This is a genomic window from Bartonella sp. AP9QHHD (genome assembly GCF_042195625.1).
Lineage (GTDB): Bacteria > Pseudomonadota > Alphaproteobacteria > Rhizobiales > Rhizobiaceae > Bartonella.
The window spans coordinates 28,768-51,550 of the sequence record NZ_JBHIOP010000086.1 but is presented as its reverse complement, the minus strand read 5'-3'; the positions used below and the strand labels follow the sequence as shown (position 1 = coordinate 51,550).

Annotated in this window: 23 protein-coding genes, 1 tRNA gene and 6 pseudogenes; 10 read left to right on the top strand and 20 right to left on the bottom strand. The window is 36.1% G+C overall.

The genetic code is table 11. The annotated features are described in order from the left end of the window. Window positions 1-102: 102 nt before the first annotated feature. From ACFIK4_RS07045 to ACFIK4_RS07020, 6 genes and pseudogenes are all read right to left on the bottom strand, one after another. Window positions 103-1,494 (bottom strand): amino acid permease, encoded by a 1,392-nt coding sequence (locus ACFIK4_RS07045; protein ID WP_375612029.1) that lies wholly within the window; start codon window positions 1,492-1,494, stop codon window positions 103-105. 1,014 nt (window positions 1,495-2,508) lie between these two features. Then, window positions 2,509-3,909, bottom strand: a complete 1,401-nt coding sequence (locus ACFIK4_RS07040) for an amino acid permease (protein WP_375612030.1) — start codon at window positions 3,907-3,909, stop codon at window positions 2,509-2,511. Between the two features lie 734 nt (window positions 3,910-4,643). After that, window positions 4,644-5,288 (bottom strand): LysE family translocator, encoded by a 645-nt coding sequence (locus ACFIK4_RS07035; RefSeq protein WP_375675589.1) that lies wholly within the window; start codon window positions 5,286-5,288, stop codon window positions 4,644-4,646. Continuing rightward, window positions 5,285-5,893: a fumarylacetoacetate hydrolase family protein gene (locus ACFIK4_RS07030; RefSeq protein ID WP_375628879.1), complete on the bottom strand. Its 609-nt coding sequence runs from the start codon at window positions 5,891-5,893 to the stop codon at window positions 5,285-5,287. Before ACFIK4_RS07030 ends, ACFIK4_RS07035 begins: the two co-directional genes overlap by 4 nt. Before the next feature lie 516 nt (window positions 5,894-6,409). Next, window positions 6,410-6,958, bottom strand: a pseudogene (locus ACFIK4_RS07025) (phage terminase large subunit family protein); the annotation flags it as partial. Beyond that, window positions 6,951-7,532, bottom strand: a complete 582-nt coding sequence (locus ACFIK4_RS07020) for a hypothetical protein (protein ID WP_375628881.1) — start codon at window positions 7,530-7,532, stop codon at window positions 6,951-6,953. The gene ACFIK4_RS07020 and the pseudogene ACFIK4_RS07025, both read right to left, overlap by 8 nt. Window positions 7,533-7,592: 60 nt before the next feature. Between ACFIK4_RS07020 and ACFIK4_RS07015 the strand changes: the two genes are divergently transcribed. From ACFIK4_RS07015 to ACFIK4_RS06995, 5 genes are all read left to right on the top strand, one after another. Further along, on the top strand, window positions 7,593-7,907 hold the full coding sequence (locus ACFIK4_RS07015) for a type II toxin-antitoxin system RelE/ParE family toxin (RefSeq protein ID WP_375628882.1): 315 nt from the start codon (window positions 7,593-7,595) through the stop codon (window positions 7,905-7,907). Window positions 7,908-7,923: 16 nt separating this feature from the next. Beyond that, window positions 7,924-8,220 (top strand): HigA family addiction module antitoxin, encoded by a 297-nt coding sequence (locus ACFIK4_RS07010; RefSeq protein ID WP_375628884.1) that lies wholly within the window; start codon window positions 7,924-7,926, stop codon window positions 8,218-8,220. Window positions 8,221-8,295: 75 nt separating this feature from the next. Continuing rightward, entirely contained in the window at window positions 8,296-8,505 is a 210-nt protein-coding gene (locus ACFIK4_RS07005) for a hypothetical protein (protein ID WP_375628886.1), read from the top strand. Between the two features lie 124 nt (window positions 8,506-8,629). After that, on the top strand, window positions 8,630-8,893 hold the full coding sequence (locus ACFIK4_RS07000; protein WP_375628888.1) for a type II toxin-antitoxin system RelB/DinJ family antitoxin: 264 nt from the start codon (window positions 8,630-8,632) through the stop codon (window positions 8,891-8,893). Next, window positions 8,880-9,092 (top strand): type II toxin-antitoxin system YafQ family toxin, encoded by a 213-nt coding sequence (locus ACFIK4_RS06995; RefSeq protein ID WP_375675585.1) that lies wholly within the window; start codon window positions 8,880-8,882, stop codon window positions 9,090-9,092. Before ACFIK4_RS07000 ends, ACFIK4_RS06995 begins: the two co-directional genes overlap by 14 nt. 174 nt (window positions 9,093-9,266) lie before the next feature. Here the strand turns inward: ACFIK4_RS06995 and ACFIK4_RS06990 are convergent. The 11 genes and pseudogenes from ACFIK4_RS06990 to ACFIK4_RS06940 form a co-directional block, all read right to left on the bottom strand. Then, window positions 9,267-9,724 (bottom strand): annotated as a pseudogene (locus ACFIK4_RS06990) (antA/AntB antirepressor family protein). A gap of 603 nt (window positions 9,725-10,327) precedes the next feature. Further along, window positions 10,328-10,986 (bottom strand): annotated as a pseudogene (locus ACFIK4_RS06985) (hypothetical protein). A gap of 3 nt (window positions 10,987-10,989) precedes the next feature. Further along, a pseudogene (locus ACFIK4_RS06980) lies at window positions 10,990-11,309 on the bottom strand (hypothetical protein). A 167-nt stretch (window positions 11,310-11,476) separates the two neighbouring features. Then, window positions 11,477-11,807, bottom strand: a pseudogene (locus ACFIK4_RS06975) (type II toxin-antitoxin system PemK/MazF family toxin). After that, window positions 11,807-12,025 (bottom strand): antitoxin, encoded by a 219-nt coding sequence (locus ACFIK4_RS06970; RefSeq protein ID WP_375613730.1) that lies wholly within the window; start codon window positions 12,023-12,025, stop codon window positions 11,807-11,809. The pseudogene ACFIK4_RS06975 and the gene ACFIK4_RS06970 overlap by 1 nt, the downstream one beginning before the upstream one ends. 233 nt (window positions 12,026-12,258) lie before the next feature. After that, window positions 12,259-12,605: pseudogene (locus tag ACFIK4_RS06965) on the bottom strand (hypothetical protein). Between the two features lie 276 nt (window positions 12,606-12,881). Further along, window positions 12,882-13,070 (bottom strand): hypothetical protein, encoded by a 189-nt coding sequence (locus tag ACFIK4_RS06960; protein ID WP_375613729.1) that lies wholly within the window; start codon window positions 13,068-13,070, stop codon window positions 12,882-12,884. 4 nt (window positions 13,071-13,074) lie between these two features. Then, window positions 13,075-13,650 carry a hypothetical protein gene (locus tag ACFIK4_RS06955; protein ID WP_375638318.1) on the bottom strand — a complete coding sequence of 192 codons (576 nt, stop codon included), beginning with the start codon at window positions 13,648-13,650 and terminating at the stop codon, window positions 13,075-13,077. A gap of 95 nt (window positions 13,651-13,745) precedes the next feature. Further along, on the bottom strand, window positions 13,746-13,991 hold the full coding sequence (locus ACFIK4_RS06950) for a hypothetical protein (RefSeq protein WP_375613727.1): 246 nt from the start codon (window positions 13,989-13,991) through the stop codon (window positions 13,746-13,748). A gap of 198 nt (window positions 13,992-14,189) precedes the next feature. Next, on the bottom strand, window positions 14,190-14,417 hold the full coding sequence (locus ACFIK4_RS06945) for a hypothetical protein (protein ID WP_375613726.1): 228 nt from the start codon (window positions 14,415-14,417) through the stop codon (window positions 14,190-14,192). 614 nt (window positions 14,418-15,031) lie between these two features. Continuing rightward, window positions 15,032-15,117: transfer RNA gene (locus tag ACFIK4_RS06940), tRNA-Leu, on the bottom strand. 146 nt (window positions 15,118-15,263) lie between these two features. On the opposite strand from ACFIK4_RS06940, the gene ilvA reads away from it, so the two are divergent. The 4 genes from ilvA to ACFIK4_RS06920 all read left to right on the top strand — a co-directional run bounded on the left by ilvA (window position 15,264) and on the right by ACFIK4_RS06920 (window position 20,454). Beyond that, window positions 15,264-16,541: a threonine ammonia-lyase IlvA gene (ilvA, locus tag ACFIK4_RS06935; protein ID WP_375612449.1), complete on the top strand. Its 1,278-nt coding sequence runs from the start codon at window positions 15,264-15,266 to the stop codon at window positions 16,539-16,541. A gap of 35 nt (window positions 16,542-16,576) precedes the next feature. Further along, window positions 16,577-17,107 (top strand): hypothetical protein, encoded by a 531-nt coding sequence (locus ACFIK4_RS06930; protein ID WP_375675651.1) that lies wholly within the window; start codon window positions 16,577-16,579, stop codon window positions 17,105-17,107. A gap of 290 nt (window positions 17,108-17,397) precedes the next feature. Then, window positions 17,398-18,780 carry a DEAD/DEAH box helicase gene (locus tag ACFIK4_RS06925; protein WP_375675581.1) on the top strand — a complete coding sequence of 461 codons (1,383 nt, stop codon included), beginning with the start codon at window positions 17,398-17,400 and terminating at the stop codon, window positions 18,778-18,780. A 1,536-nt stretch (window positions 18,781-20,316) separates the two neighbouring features. Beyond that, window positions 20,317-20,454, top strand: a complete 138-nt coding sequence (locus tag ACFIK4_RS06920; protein WP_375627940.1) for a hypothetical protein — start codon at window positions 20,317-20,319, stop codon at window positions 20,452-20,454. Between the two features lie 117 nt (window positions 20,455-20,571). Here ACFIK4_RS06920 and ACFIK4_RS06915 read toward each other — a convergent pair whose 3' ends face one another. From ACFIK4_RS06915 to ACFIK4_RS06905, 3 genes are all read right to left on the bottom strand, one after another. Next, the gene (locus ACFIK4_RS06915; protein ID WP_375675579.1) at window positions 20,572-21,090 is read right to left on the bottom strand and encodes a helix-turn-helix domain-containing protein; all 519 of its coding nucleotides are present in this window, start codon (window positions 21,088-21,090) and stop codon (window positions 20,572-20,574) included. 80 nt (window positions 21,091-21,170) lie between these two features. Next, the gene (locus ACFIK4_RS06910; protein ID WP_375675577.1) at window positions 21,171-21,701 is read right to left on the bottom strand and encodes a helix-turn-helix domain-containing protein; all 531 of its coding nucleotides are present in this window, start codon (window positions 21,699-21,701) and stop codon (window positions 21,171-21,173) included. Window positions 21,702-21,780: 79 nt separating this feature from the next. Further along, complete coding sequence (locus ACFIK4_RS06905; RefSeq protein ID WP_375633712.1) at window positions 21,781-22,308, bottom strand: helix-turn-helix domain-containing protein; 528 nt, start codon at window positions 22,306-22,308, stop codon at window positions 21,781-21,783. A 147-nt stretch (window positions 22,309-22,455) separates the two neighbouring features. On the opposite strand from ACFIK4_RS06905, the gene ACFIK4_RS06900 reads away from it, so the two are divergent. After that, on the top strand, window positions 22,456-22,761 hold the full coding sequence (locus ACFIK4_RS06900; protein WP_005864619.1) for a helix-turn-helix transcriptional regulator: 306 nt from the start codon (window positions 22,456-22,458) through the stop codon (window positions 22,759-22,761). Window positions 22,762-22,783 lie beyond the last annotated feature (22 nt).

The following is a 22,783-nucleotide window of genomic DNA, read 5'->3' as shown; positions in this document are numbered from 1 at the left end:
AGATATTTTGTCAATAGCTTTTATAATTTTATAGATAAATATCAAAAAAGGGTAACTTTAGTTACCCTTTTTTATATGTTTTTGAAACATAAGCTTTATTTTTTAATTTTTTGCATAATTCTTTTTCCCAAAAAGAAAGTATACAATTCCTAAAAATATGAACCACGCTGGAGTGTATTTTAAAGCTATGGCAGTGTCAGCTTCTAATGACAATAAATAGATAATGAATGCAAAGAAAACAAGAAGCGCCCAACACATAACAACACCTCCTGGCATTTTATAAGGAGAGACAGTATGCTGGAGAGGACGATTGCGGCGATAGACGATATAGCTGATCAAAATGATAGACCATACAAATATAAACAAAGTTGCGGCAATTGTCGTAACAATTGTAAAAGCAGCTATGAGTGTTTGAGATAACGATACAACGGCATAACCAAATAAGATGCATATACATGAAAAGAATAATGCGTTGGCTGGAACGTGGTTACGAGAAAGTTTTCCTAAAAATTTAGGAGCACCTTTTTGTGTTGCTAGCCCATATATCATACGGCTGGTAGAAAAAATTCCACTATTTGCTGAAGATGCGGCAGCTGTGAGGACAACAAAGTTCATCAAACCTGCAGCAGTTGGGATACCAATAAGTGCATACATTGTTACAAATGGGCTTTTTTCTGGACTGATTTGATCCCACGGCGTCACAGACATAATCACAAGAAGAGAGAATATATAAAAGAATACAATGCGGATTGGTATTGAATTAACAGCCTGTGGTAAAGCTTTTTGAGGCTCTTTTACTTCAGCAGCAGCTGTTCCAGCGAGTTCAATGCCAACAAAAGCAAAAATAACAATTTGAAATCCAGCAAAAAAGCCTGTAATTCCTCGCGGAAAAATATTCCCACCGTTCCATATATGGCTAAGAGAAGCAACCGTACCGTTTGGAGAGACAAAACCGGTAAAGATCATATAAAATCCTACAACGATTAGGACTAGAATTGCTACGATTTTGATAAAACCAAACCAAAACTCAAGTTCGCCAAATAGTTTTACGGCGACGAGGTTAAGAATTAAAAAGGACATAAGACCAATTATAACAGGAATCCACGGATTGAGTTCAGGCCACCAAAAATGTGTATAAGTGACAATAGCAATAATTTCAGCAGTTCCAGTGACAATCCAACACAACCAATATGTCCAGCCGATAAAGAATCCGGCACATGGCCCTAGAAGATCGGTTGAGAAGTCAATAAAAGATCGGTATTGTGTATTAGAAAGCAATAACTCTCCCATAGCACGCATGACAAAGTATAGAGCACAACCAATAATTGCATAAACGAGTAGAATTGAGGGGCCTGCTACACTGATTGTTTTTCCTGATCCCATGAAGAGACCTGTTCCAATCGCTCCACCAAGGGCTATAAGTTGTATGTGTCGGTTATGTAGTCCACGTTGCAATTTCTTCTTAGGTTTTTTTTCTAAATTTTGTTTGTTCATTTTTGGGGAGTTCTCCTTAGTTATTTTTAAATAAAAATTACCCTAAAAAAGGTAATTCCTTCTATCGGAACACGCTATGGTTAAGGAGTAAAGGAATTTTTTTCTATTACTATATGTGAATAAAGCAAAAACATTATTAATTTATGGAATAATTATTTTATATATAATAAACAAAATATAAATTGTATTATATTTTTTTGATTTTTTATTTTTTATACATAAGTAATATATATAATATATAATATAATTTATATTATATATATTGTTATTTGTATATAAATAATAATATATATTTATGTATATTTATTTATATTAATTTTTTATATAAATATCTTTATATTTAAAATTATTTATTTATTTATATTTTTAGCTATATAAAAATATAAATAAAATTGTAAATTTATTAAATATAAAACTTTGTATATAAATAAAATAAGTTTAAATAGTTAAACTATTGTTTAAAACATTAAAAAATATATTTAAATTTTACATTTGATTATTAATATTTAAAATTTATTACAAATAGAAAAATATTTTCATAGAATCTTTTTTTATTGCAGATAGCTATTAAGATATATTCTGTTTAGAGCTATATTTTTAATTTTGATAAAAAATTGAATATAAATTTTTTTGGGGGGGGAAGTTTTAGATAAATCTCATGTTTTATTAGTAAACAATGTCAGTGAAGTTTATAGAGAATTTTTTACAGAATAGCTCGTTTCTTATCCTATTGTGCAGTAAAATACTGTTGTGTAGAGTAGTGATATAAAGCATATAACATTTTACGCATTAAGTATTTTTAGAATGGGTGGTGAGTGTTCAGGGCAGGGCTAGCCCATAGAGCCTTATGTAGGTGAACCATATAAATGATCAGCAGCATTCCCCCTTAATAAGCCGGATTGTTTACAAACCGGTGCCGGTAGGAATCGTCGTTTTTTGATGTTTGGGGAGGAGGTTAAGTAGAAAAAGGGTAACTAAAATTACCCTTTTTTGAGATGTTTTTATGTATAGACTTTATTTGTTACCTTGAGTTATTTTTTTCTTTACAAACATAAAATACATTATACCTAAGAAAACAAACCAGAATATACTATATTTTAAGGCTAGTAGAGTATCAGCTTCTAATGTCAACAAATAGAGCATGAAAACAAAGAAAACTAAAATTATCCCACACATGATAACACCTCCTGGCATTTTATAAATGGATTCAGCGTGTAGATGAGGGCGATTGCGACGATACACAATATAGCTAATCAAAATTACAGACCATACGAATAAAAATGCAATAGCTGAAATGCTTGTCACAATTGTAAAAGCACTTATGAGGCTTGGAGAGAGTGAGGCAATTGTATACCCTATTAAAATACATAAACAGGAAAAGAATAGAGCATTGGCTGGAACATGGTATCTGGAAAGTTTACCTAAAATTGGAGGGGCACCTTTTTGTGTTGCAAGTCCATATATCATACGGCTGGTAGAAAAAATACCACTATTTGCTGAAGAGGCAGCTGAGGTAATAACGACAAAGTTTACCAAGCCGGCAGCTATCGGAATGCCTGCAAGCCAAAACATCGAGACAAAGGGGCTTTTATCTGGAACAATTTGATCCCAAGGTGTGACAGACATAATTACAGCGAGAGAAAAAATGTAAAAGAGTACAATACGGACCGGTATTGCATTAATTGCTTTGGGGAGAACTTTTTTAGGTTCTTTTACTTCAGCAGCGGTTGTTCCAGCAATTTCTATACCAACAAAAGAAAAAATGGCAATTTGAAATCCAGCAAAAAAACCTGTCATTCCTCGCGGAAAGATATTGCCATCGTTCCATACGTGATTGAGAGAAGCAACCGTACCATTGGGAGAGGTAAAGCCCGTAACGATCATATAAAATCCCACAACAATTAATGCTAAAATTGCGACGACTTTGATAAGACCAAACCAGAATTCAAGTTCACCGAATAGTTTCACGGCAAAGAGGTTAAAGATTAAAAAGACACTAATGCAGGTAAAAACGGTAAACCATGGATTGAGTGTTGGCCACCAAAAGTTCATATAAGTGATGATGGCAATAATGTCAGCAGCTCCAGTTACAACCCAGCTCAACCAATAGCTCCAGCCAACAAAGAAAGCGATTCCCGGTCCTAGCATATCGGTTGAAAAATCAATAAGAGATCGGTATTGTGAATTAGAAAGCAACAATTCTCCCATAGCACGCATGACAAAGTATAGAGCAAAACCGATAATAGCATAAACGAGTATGATGGAAGGACCTGCTACACTAATTGTTTTTCCTGCCCCCATGAAGAGACCTGTTCCAATAGCACCACCAATGGCTATAAGTTGTACATGTCGGTTGTGTAGTCCACGCTGTAACTTATTCTGAGAATTATCTTTTAAATTTTGTTTGTAGCTCATTTTTTGGGGGTTCCCTTTAATTATTTTGAGATTAAATTACGCTAAAAAAGCATTATTTCGTATCGAAGCATGATATAAATGAGGTGTAAAGGAAAAAAACGTTTTTTATGATTTTGTGTGGATAAAGAAAAGAATATGTTTTAGGAATATGCTTTTGAAAAAAGAGAATGTTGTCCTCTTAAATAATGTAACAGATATTTGAATAGGGAGCTTTTTATTGTTATTAATAACAAATAAATTGTTCATTAAAAGACGTGGGGCTTTTAAAATTATTTCAGAAAGTTGTCAGGAGTTTTTATAATTTTTTGAAACTTATTATTTGTAATCAGTACATTATTTATTATTATTCATAATGGTGAGAGTTTTACTTTTTGCTCAAATAGTACTCGAGAGTTCTCATCTTAGTTTAAGAAACAATTTTTAATGGAAAATTAAAATGATTTTTAAAATCATTTTTTTGTTTGTATGGTGCTATCATAAATCAAAAAGTTACTTTTGTTTCATAAACAAAAAGAGGAATATCATAGCTTATTTTTTTAAAAGTGATGAATAAGGATTTTGTTTAGATATTGGTAACATTTTATAAAATATTGCGAGAAACTCACAAAGTTTACACAAACGTCCTTGAGAATATGATAAAGAAATGCAACGTAATTCAGTTATACAAAGAAAAAAAGAACTGGGGATTGTATAAGCTCTGTTAGAGATTGAGCTATTCACAGTGAGAGACAGAATCAGGAAAAGATTGCTCTATTAACTTTACAATTTGTTATCAAAGATAAAACTGTTCCTGTCGCAATGTTAATCGAGCCTTTTACCCGCTGCTTTTTTAAGGCGGTACTGGCAAATGATATAAAAATGGTCATTAAAGTAAACCATGCAAAGATGTTGAAAGAATGTATGGTTACAAGTTCAAAACCTTTTTTAATGCTACCTCCAGAAGCTAAGAATTTTGGAAAAGCTGCTATGTAAAATATAGATACTTTGGGGTTTAGTATTTGTGTCAAAAAACCGTCCATATAGCTGGTTAAAAGCTTTGTTTCACTCGTAGCATGCTTTTCATTCGTTGAACTTCTTTCTTTTGAATTTAAGCTGTGTATTCCAGATTTAATTGATTTAAAGCCCATGTATAATAAATAGCTGCCACCCATGAGTTTTACTAAAAAAAACAGCGTTTTGTTGTTGAGAATGAGCGCTGATACACCTAGTATGGAAAATGCCCCATGCACATATGTTGCTGTACACAATCCTAAAACGTTTACAAATGCGTTCTTTCTTCCCAATCTCGTTGCATTATCGATGATAAGGGCCATATTCGGCCCCGGTGAGATGACTAAAAAAAATGAAACAATGAAAAAGGTCAGTATTTGATGATTCATTTTACTTTTAGCTCTGAAATTAATTGATTTTCGAGATACAATTCTATTCTGTCAAACTGAGAAAGTTTTCCTACACCCTGTGGAGTGCCTGTGTATATGAGATCACCACGTCTTAGCTGAATGTAGTGACTTAAAAACGATATTATCTTCTCAAAGCTAAAGATCATATTTTTCGTATTGCCAACTTGTCTTGTTTCGCCATTCAACTTCATTGCAAAGGTTATTGGGTTGTTTATTTTTTCCTTGTTTATGAAGTCAGAGACGTATGCAGCGCCTTTAAATCCTTTCGATAAAAGCCAAGGAAGCTTTTTTTCTTTCAGTTTTGTTTGCAAATCCCGCGCTGTGAGATCAAGACCTATTGCTACGGCATCATAGCATTCTTCTGCTTCTTCCTCCATGATCATGAAAGCGTCCTTTGAGATTTTGAGCACAATTTCGGTTTCAAAATGTATTTCTTTGGAAAAATCAGGGAGATAAATTTCATTGCCTAAAACGAGTGAACTTTTGGGCTTGCTAAAGATAACAGGTTCATCTTCAACAACATTACCTAGTTCATGAACATGTTCAACATAATTGTATCCAACACAGTAGATGTCATTTATCATGGGAGCCCTCCAAATTTTTCATTTTCTCTTTGTATAGGCAAGAGAAAACTTTGCAAACAACATTTTTTCTTATATCGCGTTTTGCGTTTTCTGGAAAAGAAGCATTATGTGGGTTAATGACTAACCACGATGACAGCCCTTCGCATTATCCTCTTTTGAAGAGTGCTCAATCTTATAGTTTTTGAGATTATTTTCATTTTGATTGCTAATCTCCTGAAATTACTTTATTACTTAAAGAGTGATTTTGCTCGTCTACGCAGCGATTAGTAGGGTCTGAAAGCCCTAAAGTTCGATCATAAATGAGCCCACTCTGTGGGTGTCTCGGAATTATGGGATATTTTTCTATGTCTAGGTGCTATGAGCACTAAAAGTAAAAATCTGGTTCGTATTCAATACTTTCAGGCTCTCGGAATACTAATGCGAGGGTGCTCGCAACCGGCGGGGGATTTGAAAGTGAAAAGCAAAAAGCCACATTTTAACGACATTTCTATAGGCAAAAAATCGCTTTCAAAGAAAACTGAGAGGATAGGCATCCACCTCATCTAAAATCAGATAACGAATAGGCATGGAACGCAAACCAGCTGCACTGTTTGCTCCTGTAAGCATCAATGCCCCACCATCAAACTCTTTCGAAAACATGGTATTCCCGCTGTCACGTGCTCGTGCTGGGGCTATGCGTTCACTTAAAACTGCACTTGCCATAATCATAGGATCAAGCCGCGTCTTTGAAAGCTTTTTGGCTGTCTCAACCGTTGGCATCACATAAAGGGCAGGTCCTGGACTATAATGAATAGCATAACCGCAGAAATTTAATCCTGCCTCTGACATGCCAACTTGCGCCCCTTTCATGACAATAGTTGTTTCAATTGGCACGTAGGAGGAAAGATTATCCATGATTTCGCGCAAATAGGGGGTCCGCTTTGTTCTCCACAATCCAGGTTCAGCACTTGCTACGGTGCTAAGGTATCTATTCTTATCCGCCCATTGCGAAACCGTATACGGTGGGTCCGGTTGTCTTGCATTATTGGCATGGGCGAAAAATTCTTCGACTGCATTGTCATCCATTATTCGTTTCTTGCAAGTTCTCTAACTCTGGAGAATGAGGATCATGAAAAGGCACTGGAATATTAACCGCCTCAAGCAAAGCGGTTCTCATAGTGTAATCAATAGCACCAATAAGGCTGGCCGCATCACATCCAACTTGTGCAGCAATGCTTGCACCAAAACGATGAGGAAAATTCAACATAGCATCACGGTGCGCTCTTCCAAACTCACGAGCTGCCTTTTTCATTTCTTCTCGATCAACAGTGGTTTCGCGTAAGCGTTCAAGTGCAATCTTTTCGCTTTCAAGGGCAACTTGCATTCGCTCCAGTTTTATCTTGTATTCATTGGCTCCATCTGTAGAGGCTTGTTTGATCTTTGTCCGCGGTTGACCATCAGGCGCTAAAAATGGAGCAGGGCGCTTTGTTGGATTCTCATTCCAGATGCTTGTGGCAAGGGCTTCATTGACAGAACCATCTTCAAAAAGAGCCGCATCAAATTTACCTGTCTTTATCCGAGAAACCACCGCATTATGTGAAACACCCATCTTCTTCGCAAACGCACGAACCGATAGACCCTCACGATGCTTCTTGGTCATTTTGCACCTATTGCTAAATATTTTTCAACATTCATCCTTTTTTTAGATTAGTATCATGCTATGATATATAAAAGAGCGAATGAAGGTGATTTGGTGATTGAATCTTTTGCGGATAAGCGTTGTAAAGATCTTTTAGAAGGTAATCCGCTTAAAGGTTTTCCAACAACTCTAGTACGTATAGCCCAAAGAAAATTGTTTATGCTCGATAAAGCAGTTGACCTCAAAGATTTGCGCAGTCCTCCAGGAAATCGTTTAGAAGCATTGAAAGAAGAGCGTAAAGGTCAATATTCTATTCGTATTAATGACCAGTTTCGTATTTGTTTTGAATGGCGTTCTAATGGCGCCTATGAAGTTGAAATCGTAGATTATCATTGATCTGTAGGAGGTCGAGATGAAAAATTATATTGCTATACATCCCGGAGAAATTTTACGGGAGGAATATTTAAAAGAATATGCTCTCTCTGCTTATGCCCTTGCAAAAGCATTAAATGTTCCACGCACGAGGATAGAACGTATTATTGCGGAAAATAGTCCAGTGACTCCAGATACAGCATTAAGATTAGCCTATTTTTTTGATACTACTGCTGAATTTTGGCTTAACATGCAAGCTGCTTATGACGTTAGTATATTACAAACTGAAAAAGCAGACGAATTTGCCAAAATCAATAAATTTGAATGTAGGGTTTAATGATCTTTCCACTCTTGAGGTTTGACGGCATAACAGATAATTGACGATCCGGTATAATCGGGTGTATATTCCGGTATGCAAACGGAAACGCTTCAAGTCACACAAGAATTATTGGTTTTCAAAAAAAACTTTAAAATAAGATGTGGCTATACAAAAGAAGATTTGGAAGCTGTGGATTCTCCATCATTGACAGATGAAGAACGTGCACGTCTAAAGCCAGCTAAAGATGTTTTACCACCCTCTTTCTTTAAATATGTAACAAAAGAACGCCGTAAACGTGGGTGAAAGTCTAAAAAAGCAAGCGGTTGCTAAATCAACCACCTCTCCACTTTAAAAAATGATGCTTTACAGTTGAAATTATACTTCAATTGTATTACATTGAAATACAATTGAGAAAGGAGAAGTCATCATGGCTGCCAGTCGTATGGTTCAAGCGCGTGTACCAGAAGAAATTCAAAATGTTGCTAGTCAAGTTATTCAAGCCTCTGGTTTATCAGTAAGTGATGTCGTGAGAGTATTGATGACACGCATTGCGCAAGATAAAGCTATTCCATCCTTTTTGTTTCAACCCAATGCGGAAACCATAGCGGCTTTTGCTGAATTGGATGAGGGCAACTTAAAAAAGTTTCATTCTGTAGATGAATTATTTGATGATCTCTATGCGGACGATTGAACGTACCACCATCTTCAAACGTGATTTCAATCGTGAAATGAAAGGACGGTATCGGCATCTTTTAGATACTGATTTGCGCCAAATCATTGCAGCATTAGCAAATGACCCGCCTTTAGAACCTCGATATCATGACCATGCATTGACTGGGAATTGGAGCAATTATCGAGATTACCATATTCGACCTGACTTAGAGTGTTGATTTATCGCTTGATTGGTCAAGATCGATTGATTTTAATGCGTTTGGGCTCCCATTCAAAACTTGATCTTTAAACCACCTCCCCATTTTTGAGAACGGGGAGGTATGTCATATTCCTTTAAATCTAAGCAGTTTCACGACAGATCTTGTTAAAACGCGCTTAGCTTCTTTTGTAACTTATTTGTAATGATCAAGCTCTTTTTTGATTTCATCTATTTTTAAAAGACGACCAAAGATGATACCTATGATTTTAGAATAATTTGTCAAAACATGTTGGCGAAGATAGTAAAATCATCAAAGCGTTTATCACTATCATAATTAGTAGATTGGCTTTTTAGTTTCTTTTCACATTCAATAAAATAATGGCGTGCTTGGCGTCCTTTCTCATTGCGTTCAACCATTGAGAGCTCTTTCGCCATGTCTAATATGATGTGATATTCTGTACTTGGACGACCACCTTTAGGTTTCGCTAAAATTTTAGCGAAACTTATAAAGGCCTTATTTTCTAGGAAGCTGTACTCCTCAATGCGATTTTTTATCCAATTTCTAAATTCCGATTTAACTTCCAAAAACGTATGCAATTCACGCGCATTAACAGTTTGAACGGTTTTCGGATCAATGACTTGTTCTGATATTTTTAAGAATGTTCATAATGAACTCCTATCGATTAGACGTTCCTTAATGACACTCTAAAAGAGTGCTGGGCACTAAGAAAAACGGCATCTAGTCCGTCGTTACGCCTTTCCCCGAAGGGTGTTATATAGTATAGCCACACCTGACAAAGCTATTATATGCATGTAGCATAGAATGAGTTAAAGCTTTTAAATTGCGGAAGATTAGTTATTTCGGCAACTAATCCGCTAGTTGTTTTAAGGTGTTTTTGAGGCACCTGATTCGAAAATACCTATTACTATAGAATTGTTCAGCAACAAAAATTACTTTTTGCTAAGAAAACGTTTCACATACTGTACAGTGTACATATTGAAATTGTTATCTATCAATGAGTTAAGTGTACAATGTACAGTCAAATTGAAAATTCTGTCGCTAGCGATAGTTCGCACTAGCCTGTTCCGCAACGAAGCCAACCCGCTGGGAAGTACCTTTTATATTGATTTTATTGACTTTTTTATGGAAAAACAAAGCATAAGTGATAATCTGTTTTTAAAATTGCAATCAAAGTGTGTAATGCATAAACTCATAAGGATATGTAAGATATAGATAAAGCTTGAGAACATGATCTAGCCTTTCTTATTAGCAGCGTATTCTTGACGAGAAAGTTGTCTCTGTATATTTTTGGTTAATCTTTCATTGGCATATTGTGCAATAGCACTTGTAATCTCTGGCTTTGACATCACCCTAGCAATTGAGGGTTCCTCTTGTTTTGCAATGGGGAATTGATCTCCATCCGCTCTTTGAAAAACATTACCCTTCATCTTTTTTAAATCAACACGCTTTGGAAAACTCCCATCCTTGATAAAAACATGGGCAAGATTTGTTTTTTTCCAAACAGTTGTGTAAGTCACGCCGCGTTTTGTTCTTTTGCTTTTCCTTGATAAAAACATGGGCAAGATTTGTTTTTTTCCAAACAGTTGTGTAAGTCACGCCGCGTTTTGTTCTTTTGCTTTAAAAAATTTAAGAAGTATCGGTGTTCCAGAACGAATGATATCTGTCTCAAGAAACCTTGCTGTCGCCTTTTCTTTAATATAAATACCTTGCTTAACATGCTTTGATTGGGCAGATGTAACATCGGCAATTTGCTTTTCAGTAAAGCGTTCGACTGTTTTGCTGCGGTGTTTAGAGCATTACGCAAAGCCCAATTAAGGTGTGGTGCTTGAAGACTGGTGAAGGTATCCTTCACCTGTTGAAGATACCATTTTTGGTGGATGATTAACTTCAACGTCTAAGCCTTTTTAAGAGTAGGTGTTGATGGCTTGGAAGCTTTAGATGCTTTTGGTTTTTCGAGTAAGGTTTCTTCAGTCATTGGTTCAGATGATGTTTGTGCTACTTCTTGTTCTATCTGCTTAATTTGTTCAACTGTCTTTTTAGGTTTTGCTGTTGTTTTGACGTCAACAAAAGGTTTTGCAGCATTGGCGCGCTTGAGACGTGCGTAGACCTGATTAGAAACTTCAACAAATGGATTATTGGGGGTAATGGTTCAAAGCGAACAGCGCTTTTATTGTCTCCAACAACACACATTGACGTAGTGATGACAGCTTTCATTATGGCTCCTTTTGAGTCATAATTAATGACATCATTAGTCAAATATTGATTTTTATTCTGTGAAAAATTGATTAGCTGATTGTCAGCAGAAAAAAATCATGATCTTATGCTTTTTTACTTTTTACCTAAAGTTGGTGTTTTTAAACATTTAAAAGTGTAGAAAAAATTCAAGTAAGAAATGTTGATAACCTTGCTAAGACTTCATCCATAATTATATATGGAATAGTTTCCATTCTTTTTCCATTACGCGCTACTATATCTAAAGCACGCGGTTGGTCACAGCGTATCACACCTGTTGTATGCAGCCCTGTTCCCACCAATGAAACAGCAAAGCCTGCTATTCTAGCAAAATTTCTCCACTCGTAATGGGCAAAACAATGGGTGTTTTTGTTAAACGATTAAACGCCTCCGGTGACACAATCAGTACAGGACGCGTTCCTTTTTCTCATAGACAGAGGTTGGGTCAAGCGATACAAACCAAATTTTACCTCGCTTCATTACAAGAGCTCTCTGCCAATAAGCTTAGCATCAAACCACTCTACATCTTTATCCGCAAAATCGTCCGAAGGATTACATTCGGCTAACAATTCTTCAAGAGTGTAATTTTGCGATATTTGTGGTTTTACAACCAATTGTCCATTATCAATAGCCAAACCCACTTGCATATTTTCAGTAAGATGAAGAACATCAAACAATGCAGGCGGTATAGAGAGCATAACGGATCCTCCAACTTTACGTAATTTTGTTGTGCATAAAATGCCCTCTCTAATATTATATAAAAATATAACATAAAGTCCATGATTCAATAGCTTTTAATGCTTTTGTGCAAATGTTTAAGAAGCGCATTTAGAGCAATACGCAATATACTCTGAATAAAGTCAATATTTTTTTAATTTCTGAAAAACATAAAAATATAAAAGTTATAATACCAAACAAGGCTCTTAGCTGCTTATCTGTAAACATATTTATTTCTTGCGGTTTTCGATAATTTTTTGATCTCTCTGTTGATCTTCGTCTATAAGAGGTTCGTAATTGAGAATGCTTTTCGGAATATCACCACCGTAAACCCATGCTTTTACTTGCGCTTTGGTACTAAAATCCGCATTTTTAGGTGTTTTGTAATACTGATCACCATCAAACTTTTTACACTCTTTTGTACCGTCTTCGTATTTGTAGAGGTTGTAAAAATACTCCTCTGTCCCATCCCCCATGGGACATACCCACTGCCGTTGCAACAAACCTCTTTCGCATGGGTTGTTTACGGTTTTTTAAGAATAGATGTTTTAAAATGAACATGCTTTAATCCTAATTTTACAAATTTGTCTATTTGCCTCAAATTTGACCGTACAGAGCGTTTTATAAGATAGGTTTTTTATCATAAAATCTTTAAATCACTCTGTACGGTGCCATTTTGTCGATTTAAATGCACATCCAATCACAAAACGATCAGCAATTTTCATTAGTTTGCTAATTTGCAGTGTTTTTCACTTGCTTTTCAACCAACGTGAGTGGTCTTGAATTCTCTCTCATTGCCTTTTCTTTCAGCCTTTTTTCACGGGTGTTCAAAACAGCCTAGTGTACAAGATTGGCTTTCGTCAAAAGACTATTTTTCAAATCACGACATAATCTTACTAACTCACGAGTGCTTGGAAAAAACGTATCCGATAAACCTTCTAACTCATCGCATAAAATCCGTTTAACCGTTTTTATGAGTGACCACGCAGAAACACTTTCCAAAACCATTCCATAGGTAAGCGCCATACCTTCATGATCTGTCTGTTGCGAAATTTTTAAACCACACCGAAAGCATCCGAATTGCCTTGGTTATGTCCTCTTTACTCACTTTTATTGAAAACAATTCGTGAAGTTGATCACACGCTTCTAAGGCAATCGCTTCCTGCTGTTGTGTCAATGCTTGCCACTTTTCAAAACTAAAGGAAACTCCAGAGTTATCATCTCGTGAATGTGTTTCAAAGTGACCTCGAGGCCCGATATCAAGGATACTGTCTGAGATGCGTTCATCTACACTTTTTTGCCTTTGAGAGTGATTTCCATAGTTTTTTCCGTTCTCTAAATCCTCGATAGCTTTTTGCACCCAGTTGCGCCACATTGCTTTCCAATCCGTTTTGCGTGCATCTTTGCCTGTTCTAGCTTTCCAAAAATCTCGAAATTTTGCCATTTCGGCTTTGATACGCTCTGGAGGCAATCCCTCTTCGATTGCGAAATCATAAACAGGTTCGAAATCATCAGGGGTACGACAGCCACTGTCATTTCTAACCCGTTTAGCTTTTTTCGTAATGTTCTCTTGCTCGTGAATGGAAGGTTGGTTTTCTACACCCATTTCGATTTGCTCTGATGTGGTCTCAACAGCAGCAACCTATGTTAGTTCGTCAACCTGTTCGTTTGTTTCTAAATTTTCAGAAGCAGTTTTTTTTGCTAAAATGATAGTTTTAGTTTATATATATTCTTATTCTGGTTCTTTATAGCTTGATTTTGCTTAGCGTTTGCTTCAGCAAAATCATTAAAATGTTTTTTATAGCGTTTTTTATTGTACACCTTTTTTCCAGCCTCACTATGAATTTGCGATATGGGCGCTTTTTTATCAGTAAAATCTTTTAGCTCTTCTTCAATGCGCGTATTCGACAAACCATTATCTTTCTCAAGAAATTTACCATTCTTCATGAGATATTCGACAATAGTTGCAAACTTTTTTGCGAGCAATTGCAAGCGCGGGCAAGCATTTCAAAATCTGTTTTAATTGGTGCTTTTTTGTCATATATGCGAATGAAAAGCGTTATATAAATGCCCCTTTGTTCTCATGTCATTCCATCTATCTCACTGTTCCAGTCATTCAAAAGGAATCTTATCCATGGCATTGCATTAGACATGCGCATTCCCTTCTTTAACTAAATATAAAATTGCTAAAGCATTTGCTTCGTTGTCATCTTTTGGATTGTATTCTTTTGCACACACCGTCTTAATCATCTTTTCTTGTGAGGCATTGACTTTATCTGTTGTGATCTTCATTTTTGTAAGCCATTGCTGAAAACGCAAATAGCGCCTACTATCGCCTTGAAAACGAAAAAATTCAAAATTGACAAGTGCCACTTGTTATACTGCTGTCTACACGAGAAATCGCCCAGCCTGTCTTAGATCTAGATCAAGGCAGAGAACGGTTTGTGTATTGATGATCATCTTCCCCCATGAAGGCTGTTGCGTATTTATATGTGCGCTATGACAGAGCGTGTTGTGATTGCCTGTTTTGAAAAAATGGTCGTGAGAAAGTACTTGAAACTACTTTTGGGCCAATTTTTTACTGCCATTCGAGGAAAAATAATCTTAGAAGCAGTTGATTTTCGAATTAACTCTTCTTGTTTTTGAATCACATCTTTTTGTGCACGTATTATTTCAGCTTCTTTATCTATTATTTTGTCTTTTGCATCTATCTCTTTTCTGAGCTTTTGCGTCGTTTTACAAGAGTCATGAAGAGTATAAGCCAATCCCAAATTAGCAATATTGATTGCCTCTCCATCCTATAAAGACGAGGAGGAGGTCAAAGTGCTAAAAAGGTACCTCAAAAAGCAGCAATGATTCGTATTTTAGTACCACCGCGGTGCCGTCTTATAGCGTTATAATAAAGTTACGAAAGGTGGTTTAGAAGGTGCTTTAATTTTTTTTGATTTTTAATAAATCATTGGAAAATAAGAGAGATTAAGATAATCTGGTGCGGACGGCGGGACTTGAACCCGCAAGGTCTTCGACCGGCAGATTTTAAGTCTGCTATGTTTACCGTTTTCATCACGTCCGCGATGTGAGTTCTCTCATAAGCTATATCTTTTATTGAATCAAGAATTAATGACAAAAGAAACATTTTTCATTTTTTAGTGAAATTTTGACTGACAATAGTTTCCTTTATCGATAGAAAAAGCTTTTATAATGTAAATAAAGTATGAAATGATTAGTGTTATGAGTCAATTTATTCAAGACGTCACAAAAGCTATGGTGGGATTGCATCACGTGTTTGCTGAAACACCACTTCAAAGAAATGATTTTCTTAGTCAAAAGTATGATGCAGAAATTTATTTAAAGCGTGAAGATTTAACACCGGTGCGGTCTTATAAGATTCGTGGTGCTTTCAATTTTGTTTCAGAAATGCTTAGCTGTATATCACCAGATTCTGCATTTGTTTGTGCTTCAGCGGGGAATCACGCGCAAGGGGTTTCTTTTGTTTGTCGTTATTTTAAACGTAAAGGCGTGATTTTCATGCCTATGACAACGCCACAACAAAAAATTGAAAAAACACGTATTTTTGGTAAAGAATTCATTGATATTCGTTTGGTTGGTGAAACATTTGATCAATGTTATGAAGCTGCGCAATCCTTTGTCGTAGAGAGCGGTGGTGTAATGGCTCCACCTTTCGATGATATTCGCATTATTACAGGGCAGGCAACAGTGCTTTGTGAAGCTGCTTTACAATGGAAAAAACTCAATGGAGAAAGTGAGCCAGATTTGATGATTGTGCCGGTAGGGGGGGGTGGTTTGGCAAGTGGAGTGAGCAAGTTTTTACATGAATATGGTTGGAAAACAAAGCTTCGTTTTGTTGAGCCGCAAAGAGCTGCAAGTTTGCTTGCTTGTTTGGAGAGTGGAAAACGCGTCAAGCTTGAAAGCATTGACACTTTTGTAGATGGTGCTGCTGTGGCTGAAATTGGTGCTCTAAACTATACAATTCTAAAGCAATTTCCCCCTGATTCTGTCATTACGGTTCCTGAAAACCGCGTTTGTTCTACGATGGTTGAAATGCTTAATGTTGAAGGTGTGGTTCTGGAACCGGCTGGTGCTTTATCGATTGATGCGCTTAACAGTATTCCTCCTCAAGAGTTAAAGGGGAAAAAAATTCTTCTCGTTATTTCAGGAGGTAATTTTGATTTTGAGCGTTTGCCAGAAATTAAAGAGCGTTCTTTACGTTTCCAAGGGTTGAGAAAATATTTTATTTTTAGTTTTCCGCAACATCCTGGTGCATTGCGTCATTTTCTTTCCACATTATCACCAGATGATGATATCGTACGTTTTGAATATCTTAAAAAGTCAGCGAGAAACTTTGGTTCTGTATTGGTTGCGATTGAAACAAAAAAATACGGTAATTTTTGTCTTTTAGAGGAAAAATTTCAAGCGTTAGGTTGGCGTTATCGTGATATTACTGATGATCAAACGTTATTTGATTTTGTTATTTGAGAAACTGAAATTTTACTAAAACAAGAAGTATAATGATGAAACCTATTTTTTATTTGGTGCTGAGTCTATTTTTCTTTTTGATTGTTAATCAACAGAGTTTAGCATCTCAGCCAACAATAGTACAAAAAGATGAACTTTCAAGAGTCGTTGTTGATGTCAATAATGCTATAAAAAATGGGGATTTTATGCCTATTTCTCGTTATATGCCTGAGCGGCTTTATAAAGAGATGGCACATCGATTGAATACAACAGAGAGTGCTTTACGTAGTGATTTTCTTCAACAGTTGCATAAGAAATTTGAGGGGTTGCCTTCTGGTGCTTATTGTTTAGATAAAGAAAATATAGAGTATTTACAAACTGATAACGGTACTTTGTATGCTTTAATTCCAACAGTTCTTGAGATGAAAGATCGCATCATTCAATATAAAACTTTGGCGATTTTTGATAAAAACCAATGGTATTTAATTTATGGCGGTCAAAAAACTTTACAAAATCCAGTTTTTCTCGAGATTTATCCTGATTTTATCAAGGTACATTTACCGATGGACACAATCATCAAAAAGTAAACGATCTAAATATTGTTTTTATTCATGATAAATGTATTTCGTAAAGTTCTTGCTTTTTTATCATAATCCAAAGATAATAGAGATGAAGGCATTTAGGCTGGTTTGTTGGCTTTTTGTAAAGTGAGGTTTATACGCCTTTATCTTGATTTCAAGGTGTTCATGAGTTGCGCAAGCCGCTTTTTAGGCGTTGCTTCATTTAAAATGTCAGGGATTTCTCTTGCGCGGATTCTTGAGTGGAGAGTTCAGATGGTTACTTCTTTTGAGTTCTTCAGCTAAGGAAAGATTTTATTTTGCCTATAAAAGAAGAAAATGTTTTTACAAAGTTAGGTTTGCCTACTCTTTTGATTAAAAATTTACTCATTGCTGGGATGAGTAAACCTAAACCTATACAAGAACAAGCTATTCCAGTGATGTTGAAAGGACACGATATTTTAGGTGTTGCTCAGACAGGTTCTGGAAAAACCTTGGCATTTAGTTTGCCTATTTTAAGTCAGATTTTGGCTTTAGGTGATAAACGCTGCCCTAAAACTGCACGCGCTTTGATTTTAGCTCCAACGCGTGAACTTGCTGTGCAGATTGATGAAACGATTCGTACTGTGGCGAAAGGAGCACATCTTTCAACATGTCTTATTTTTGGGGGCGTATCACGTTTAAAACAAATTAAACGTATGGAAGCAGGTGTGGATGTTTTGATAGCGACTCCAGGGCGTTTGAGAGATCTTGTTCGTGAAAAGTGTGTTGATCTTTCCCAATCTCGTTTTTTGATTTTGGATGAAGCAGATCGTATGTTGGATATGGGTTTTATTCATGATGTTAAGCAAATTGCAAAGCTTTTGCATCAAGAGCGTCAGACAGCACTCTTTTCTGCAACAATGCCGAGGGAAATTGCTGTGCTTGCAAAATGTTTGCTCAATGATCCGGTTAAAATTGAAGTTGTTCCTCAAGGTACTACGGCTGTAGAGATTTGCCAAAAATTATATTGTGTTCCTACGAATGAAAAAAAGAATGTTTTAAGTAAACTTTTGACAAATCCAGCTTTTGATTCGGTTATTGTTTTTACTCGAACTAAACATGGGGCAGATGCTGTCACACGTAGTTTAGAAAAGGTAGGATATTTAGTCGCAACAATTCATGGGAATAAATCACAAGGTGCTCGCCAGTCTGCTTTAAAAGCTTTTCGTGAAAGATCTGTGCAGATCCTAGTGGCAACAGATATTGCTGCACGCGGTATTGATATACCAGGGATAAGCCACGTTATTAATTACGACTTACCAGATGAAGCTGAAAGTTATGTGCATCGTATTGGTCGTACAGGACGCAATGGTGCATCAGGTGAAGCACTTACGCTTTTTGATGAGAAGACAGAAAGGTCCCGCTTGCGTGCTATAGAGCGCTTGATTCGTATGAAATTGGTGGCTGAGTCTGTTCCAGAACAATTTGCAGCGTTTCCAGAAAAGCCAATTGTGCGAGAAAGTAGAGAAAAAGCAAATGATAAGGAACGCCGTTTTAAAAAATCTAAACGTCAAAAACAGTTTGTAAGTCGAAAAGATGATGCTGCACAGTTGCAACGAAAGAATTCTTCACCTCAAAATGAGAGGCATAAAAAAGCAAAAGCAGTAGTAAAGCGTGCAAAGCCTCTTCGTTTTCGAAAATCAGTTAAGAGGGCTGCTTAGATAAAGTCTTGAAAAAAGATCATGTACTGGAGATTTTTTACTTTTGTTGATTTATTCTCAATTGAAAAGAGCTATAAAATACTCTTGTCAAAGTAAGAAGATCCTTTAGAGGTTTTCATTTTTTAGAAATGAAAACTTCTAACTTTTTGGATTTATTAAAAATCTTTATTGTAGAGGCAATTATTTATTTGCTTTATTCCTATTTTTTTTAAATGGGAATAAAAGTAGATTTTATTTATATAAAACTATTTTTATAAAGGATGTGTTTTATCTTTAATGATAACTTTTAATTTTAAAATTGATGTCTAATAATAACTCATTGTTTTATATATTGAATAATTCATTATATCGTATTTTTTTCATTTTGAAGTTATTTATGCGGATCAATCAAAAGTATTCGCTTGCACGTGATGTGTGAAGTTGTCATATAGATAATCATTTGAAAAATAAATAAAATAATTTTTATAAACTCTTTCCAAGGCAATGGGGGATTGCTGAGATTGAGAGTTGGAAAATAGTACGATGGTATGGCTTTTATTATAAATAAAGATGGGGCTGATCAATCGATTTCATTTTATACCATTTACGGGTGTCATTGTGAAAGAGTCTTGGCGGATTTAAGAGATATCTCTTTAAAAAAGCATGTGACTGCATAATACAATAGCGAGAATGTCATGATTTCTGAAGGCTTTCCCAGGATTCTTAACAATTTAGCTCGTTATCTTGGTTTTTACTGTAAAACTATTATTTGGGGGATATAAAGCCTATAAGATTTTATGTATTAAATGTTTTATGACAGTGTGGTGAACAAGGCAAGGTTGTTTGTAAAGCGTTGAAGTGGTTAGCAGGAGAAATAACCTGTTAGATAAGACGTCGGAGTGTTTACAGACTTGTTTTATGTTTTTTTGCTTTTAGGATGGGGAGGAGGTTATGTGGGGTGTATGGAGATAATATATGACCTTGATTGTTGTTTCTTTCATTTTTCAAAATGATTGCTTCATGAGCAGGTTTTTAAGTTTAATTCCTTTATTGAGTACAAATCATTCTTTCTTTGGGAAAAAATATATGAGACCGATTCATTGCTGATGGAGCTTAATAATTCATCTCTGATGAAAGAAATCGTAATTTATAATGTGCAAATAATTGCAGTGTCCTCTTATAAAGGCGCGGTAGTTTGAAAAAAGTATTTAAAATGAATCAATCGCTTTTTGCGTTCATTGCAAAAAACACATCCCGTAGGATATTGCGTTTCTACTTTATTGCAAAAATCCTATTCCATTACTTTTATTAACGAATCCCTCATGTCTAAAAACTTTAGTGTAGTTTGACACTAGGTTTTATACTAAGTGGGAAAAGGTGGGATTAGGTAGGAATACGTGGTAATTTGTTGTTTTTATGTATAAAATTTAGCATTAAATGCGCGTTTTGTCAAAATAGATTTTGACACCTAAAATTGTAAAAAAGAGCGAAAATCAGAAAAAAGTGCGTTTTCATGGTAAAAATGAAAGAAGGCTTTGAAAGGTCTGTGAAAACCCTGTGAAAAATTTTGAAAAGTCTGTGAAAGCCCAGAAAACCGCCTTTGAAGACCCTGTGAAAAAAATCAATCCAAAAGTTCAATTGACTCCAAAATCAGCCAAAAATAACCAAAAAAGCAAAAAAGATTTCCATATATAAGTGGAAATCTCTAAAAATTGAGTAAAAAGTATTGTTTATCAATAATTTATATAAATTTTTTAATGTAAAAAGATTTCCACTTTCATTTTTCATATTAAAGAGGCATTAAGCTGTATCTTATGTAGTTTCTGGATGTGCATTTTCAGCTTCTATTTGACGCTTTAAATGCAGTTTTAAAAGAGGTAAAATAAGCTCGACTTCTTCCGTGTCGTTGATGTTTTGAACAAGCTCTTGCAGTTTTCTATAAAGTTCCGCCGCTAATTCCGCTATATCTTCAGGGGGGATCTTTATATTTGCATCGCGATAGGTTGTATAAGCTATGCGACCAAGCTTTTTCATGAGACCAGCAGGGATAGTTTGTGGTTTAAAACCAGCTGTTTTCGCTTTTGCCATGTCTGTAAACATTTCGCCTTCACCCGTAACGAGCCAATGAGGATTAATGTTATAGGCCGTATAATAGGCGTTAATTGTTGAGCATGTTGGTTCGTGTGCTCCAATTTCATAATTGGCAAGGGTGCCACGTTGTAAATTAAGCCGTTGCGCAAAGATACTACGTTCTTCATTTCCGTAGATTCGTCTTATTTCACGTAGGCGTTTTGCCAATGGTGTTTTAGGTTCTAGTTCGGGGCGTGCCAAAAATGCTCCTTATTTATATTGAGTCTCGTTTTAAATTACAGGATTTTAAAAAGAGATTCCCCATTCATCTTAGAGAGGCATTAAGCCGTATTTTGTGTAGTTTCTAGATGTACTCTTTCAGCCTCTATTTGACGCTTTAAATGAATTTTAAGAAGAGGGAAAGTTGCTTCGACTTCTTCCGTGTCGTTGATGTCTTGAACAAGCTCTTGCAGTTTTTTATAAAGTTCCGCCGCGCGTTCCGCTATATCTTCAGGAGGGATCTTTATATTTGCATCGCGATAGGTTGTATAAGCTATGCGACCAAGCTTTTTCATGAGACCAGCAGGGATGGTAGGTGCTTTAAAACCAGCTGCTTTCGCTTTTGCCATGTTACTAAACATTTCACCTTCACCCGTAACGAGCCAATCTAAGGATATTCCACAGCGATCTTTATATATTCGCATTATAGATACAGGGGGTTCTTGTAAACCCGTTTCATAATTGCGCATAGTCGTTTCGGGAATTTCAAAATGTCTAGCAAATTGCTTACGCTCTGTGAAACCAAGGGTGTGTCGTATTTCACGCAATCGTTTTGCTAGTTCTGTTTTAGGTTCTAGTTCGGGGCGTGCCAAAAATGCTCCTTATTTATATTTAGGTTAGCTTAAATTACAGGATTTTAAAAAGAGATTCCCCATTCATCTTAGAGAGGCATTAAGCCGTATCTTGTGTAGCTTCTAGATGTACTCTTTCAGCTTCTATTTGACGCTTTAAATGAATTTTAAGAAGAGGGAAAGTCGCTTCGACTTCTTCCGTGTCGTTGATGTCTTGAACAAGCTCTTGCAGTTTTTTATAAAGTTCCGCCGCGAGTTCCGCTATATCTTCAGGGGGGAGTTTTATTTTAGCATCGCGATAGGTTGTATAAGCTATACGACCAAGCTTTTTCATGAGTCCAGCAGGAATGGTAGGCGGAGAGATATTGAAAGACCGAGCCATCATCATGTCTATAAACATTGCATCTTCACCGGTCAAAAGCCAATTCAGGTTTACTCCAAATTTTTCTTTATATGCTGATAAAACCGTTGCATCTGGAGTTCTATCACCGCGTTCGTAATTTCCAAGCCCTTGAATACTGATACCAATTTTAAGTGAAAATATATCACGAGATAAGCCCACAAGCTTTCTAACTTCTGTGAGTCGTTTTGCTAATGCAGTTTTGGGCTCATTTTTTTGTCGTCTCATATTATAAATGTTTACAAATGGGGTTGACTAATATCCCATTTGTAGATATACCTCATATTACCGCCCGATATTGAGGGCAGATATTTTACAATTAACCCCACAAAAAACGGATGGTTTGAGCATCCGTTTGAAGCAGGAGCGAAAGTTATGACAACCACCCAAACATGCATTCAAGTATGGGATCGCCATAGTATTTTAGCCGAGCTACGCCGCCGTAATATGACCTTGGCGGAGCTCGCGAAAGCTTATCAACTCTCGTCATCCAGTGTTCAACATATCTGGACACGGTCTAACGAGAAAGCCGAACGCGCTATTGCCGATTTTATCGGTTTGCCCGTCGAGCAGGTTTTTAGCGACCGCTACCCCAAAAGTCGCCGTCGCATTTTTAAAGCAGCAAAACATGCCAATACAGATTCGCGTGCGCATTCTGCTTTGCGCGGGAATGCTGCTTGAACTTCGTTACACGGCTTTGTGC

What these genes read in the sequence shown, in the direction of transcription:
- ACFIK4_RS06955 (WP_375638318.1), bottom strand. Translation starts at nt 13,650, where the DNA reads ATGGGTGTAGAAAACCAACCTTCCATTCACGAGCAAGAGAACATTACG.
- ACFIK4_RS07030 (WP_375628879.1), bottom strand. Translation starts at nt 5,893, where the DNA reads ATGATAAATGACATCTACTGTGTTGGATACAATTATGTTGAACATGTT.
- ACFIK4_RS06950 (WP_375613727.1), bottom strand. Translation starts at nt 13,991, where the DNA reads ATGAAGAATGGTAAATTTCTTGAGAAAGATAATGGTTTGTCGAATACG.
- ACFIK4_RS06970 (WP_375613730.1), bottom strand. Translation starts at nt 12,025, where the DNA reads ATGCTCTCTATACCGCCTGCATTGTTTGATGTTCTTCATCTTACTGAA.
- ACFIK4_RS06905 (WP_375633712.1), bottom strand. Translation starts at nt 22,308, where the DNA reads ATGAGACGACAAAAAAATGAGCCCAAAACTGCATTAGCAAAACGACTC.
- ACFIK4_RS06995 (WP_375675585.1), top strand. Translation starts at nt 8,880, where the DNA reads ATGCGGACGATTGAACGTACCACCATCTTCAAACGTGATTTCAATCGT.
- ACFIK4_RS06960 (WP_375613729.1), bottom strand. Translation starts at nt 13,070, where the DNA reads ATGGCGCTTACCTATGGAATGGTTTTGGAAAGTGTTTCTGCGTGGTCA.
- ACFIK4_RS07040 (WP_375612030.1), bottom strand. Translation starts at nt 3,909, where the DNA reads ATGAGCTACAAACAAAATTTAAAAGATAATTCTCAGAATAAGTTACAG.
- ACFIK4_RS07020 (WP_375628881.1), bottom strand. Translation starts at nt 7,532, where the DNA reads ATGACCAAGAAGCATCGTGAGGGTCTATCGGTTCGTGCGTTTGCGAAG.
- ilvA (WP_375612449.1), top strand. Translation starts at nt 15,264, where the DNA reads ATGATTAGTGTTATGAGTCAATTTATTCAAGACGTCACAAAAGCTATG.
- ACFIK4_RS07000 (WP_375628888.1), top strand. Translation starts at nt 8,630, where the DNA reads ATGGCTGCCAGTCGTATGGTTCAAGCGCGTGTACCAGAAGAAATTCAA.
- ACFIK4_RS07005 (WP_375628886.1), top strand. Translation starts at nt 8,296, where the DNA reads ATGCAAACGGAAACGCTTCAAGTCACACAAGAATTATTGGTTTTCAAA.
- ACFIK4_RS07045 (WP_375612029.1), bottom strand. Translation starts at nt 1,494, where the DNA reads ATGAACAAACAAAATTTAGAAAAAAAACCTAAGAAGAAATTGCAACGT.
- ACFIK4_RS06900 (WP_005864619.1), top strand. Translation starts at nt 22,456, where the DNA reads ATGACAACCACCCAAACATGCATTCAAGTATGGGATCGCCATAGTATT.
- ACFIK4_RS07010 (WP_375628884.1), top strand. Translation starts at nt 7,924, where the DNA reads ATGAAAAATTATATTGCTATACATCCCGGAGAAATTTTACGGGAGGAA.
- ACFIK4_RS07035 (WP_375675589.1), bottom strand. Translation starts at nt 5,288, where the DNA reads ATGAATCATCAAATACTGACCTTTTTCATTGTTTCATTTTTTTTAGTC.
- ACFIK4_RS07015 (WP_375628882.1), top strand. Translation starts at nt 7,593, where the DNA reads ATGATATATAAAAGAGCGAATGAAGGTGATTTGGTGATTGAATCTTTT.
- ACFIK4_RS06930 (WP_375675651.1), top strand. Translation starts at nt 16,577, where the DNA reads ATGAAACCTATTTTTTATTTGGTGCTGAGTCTATTTTTCTTTTTGATT.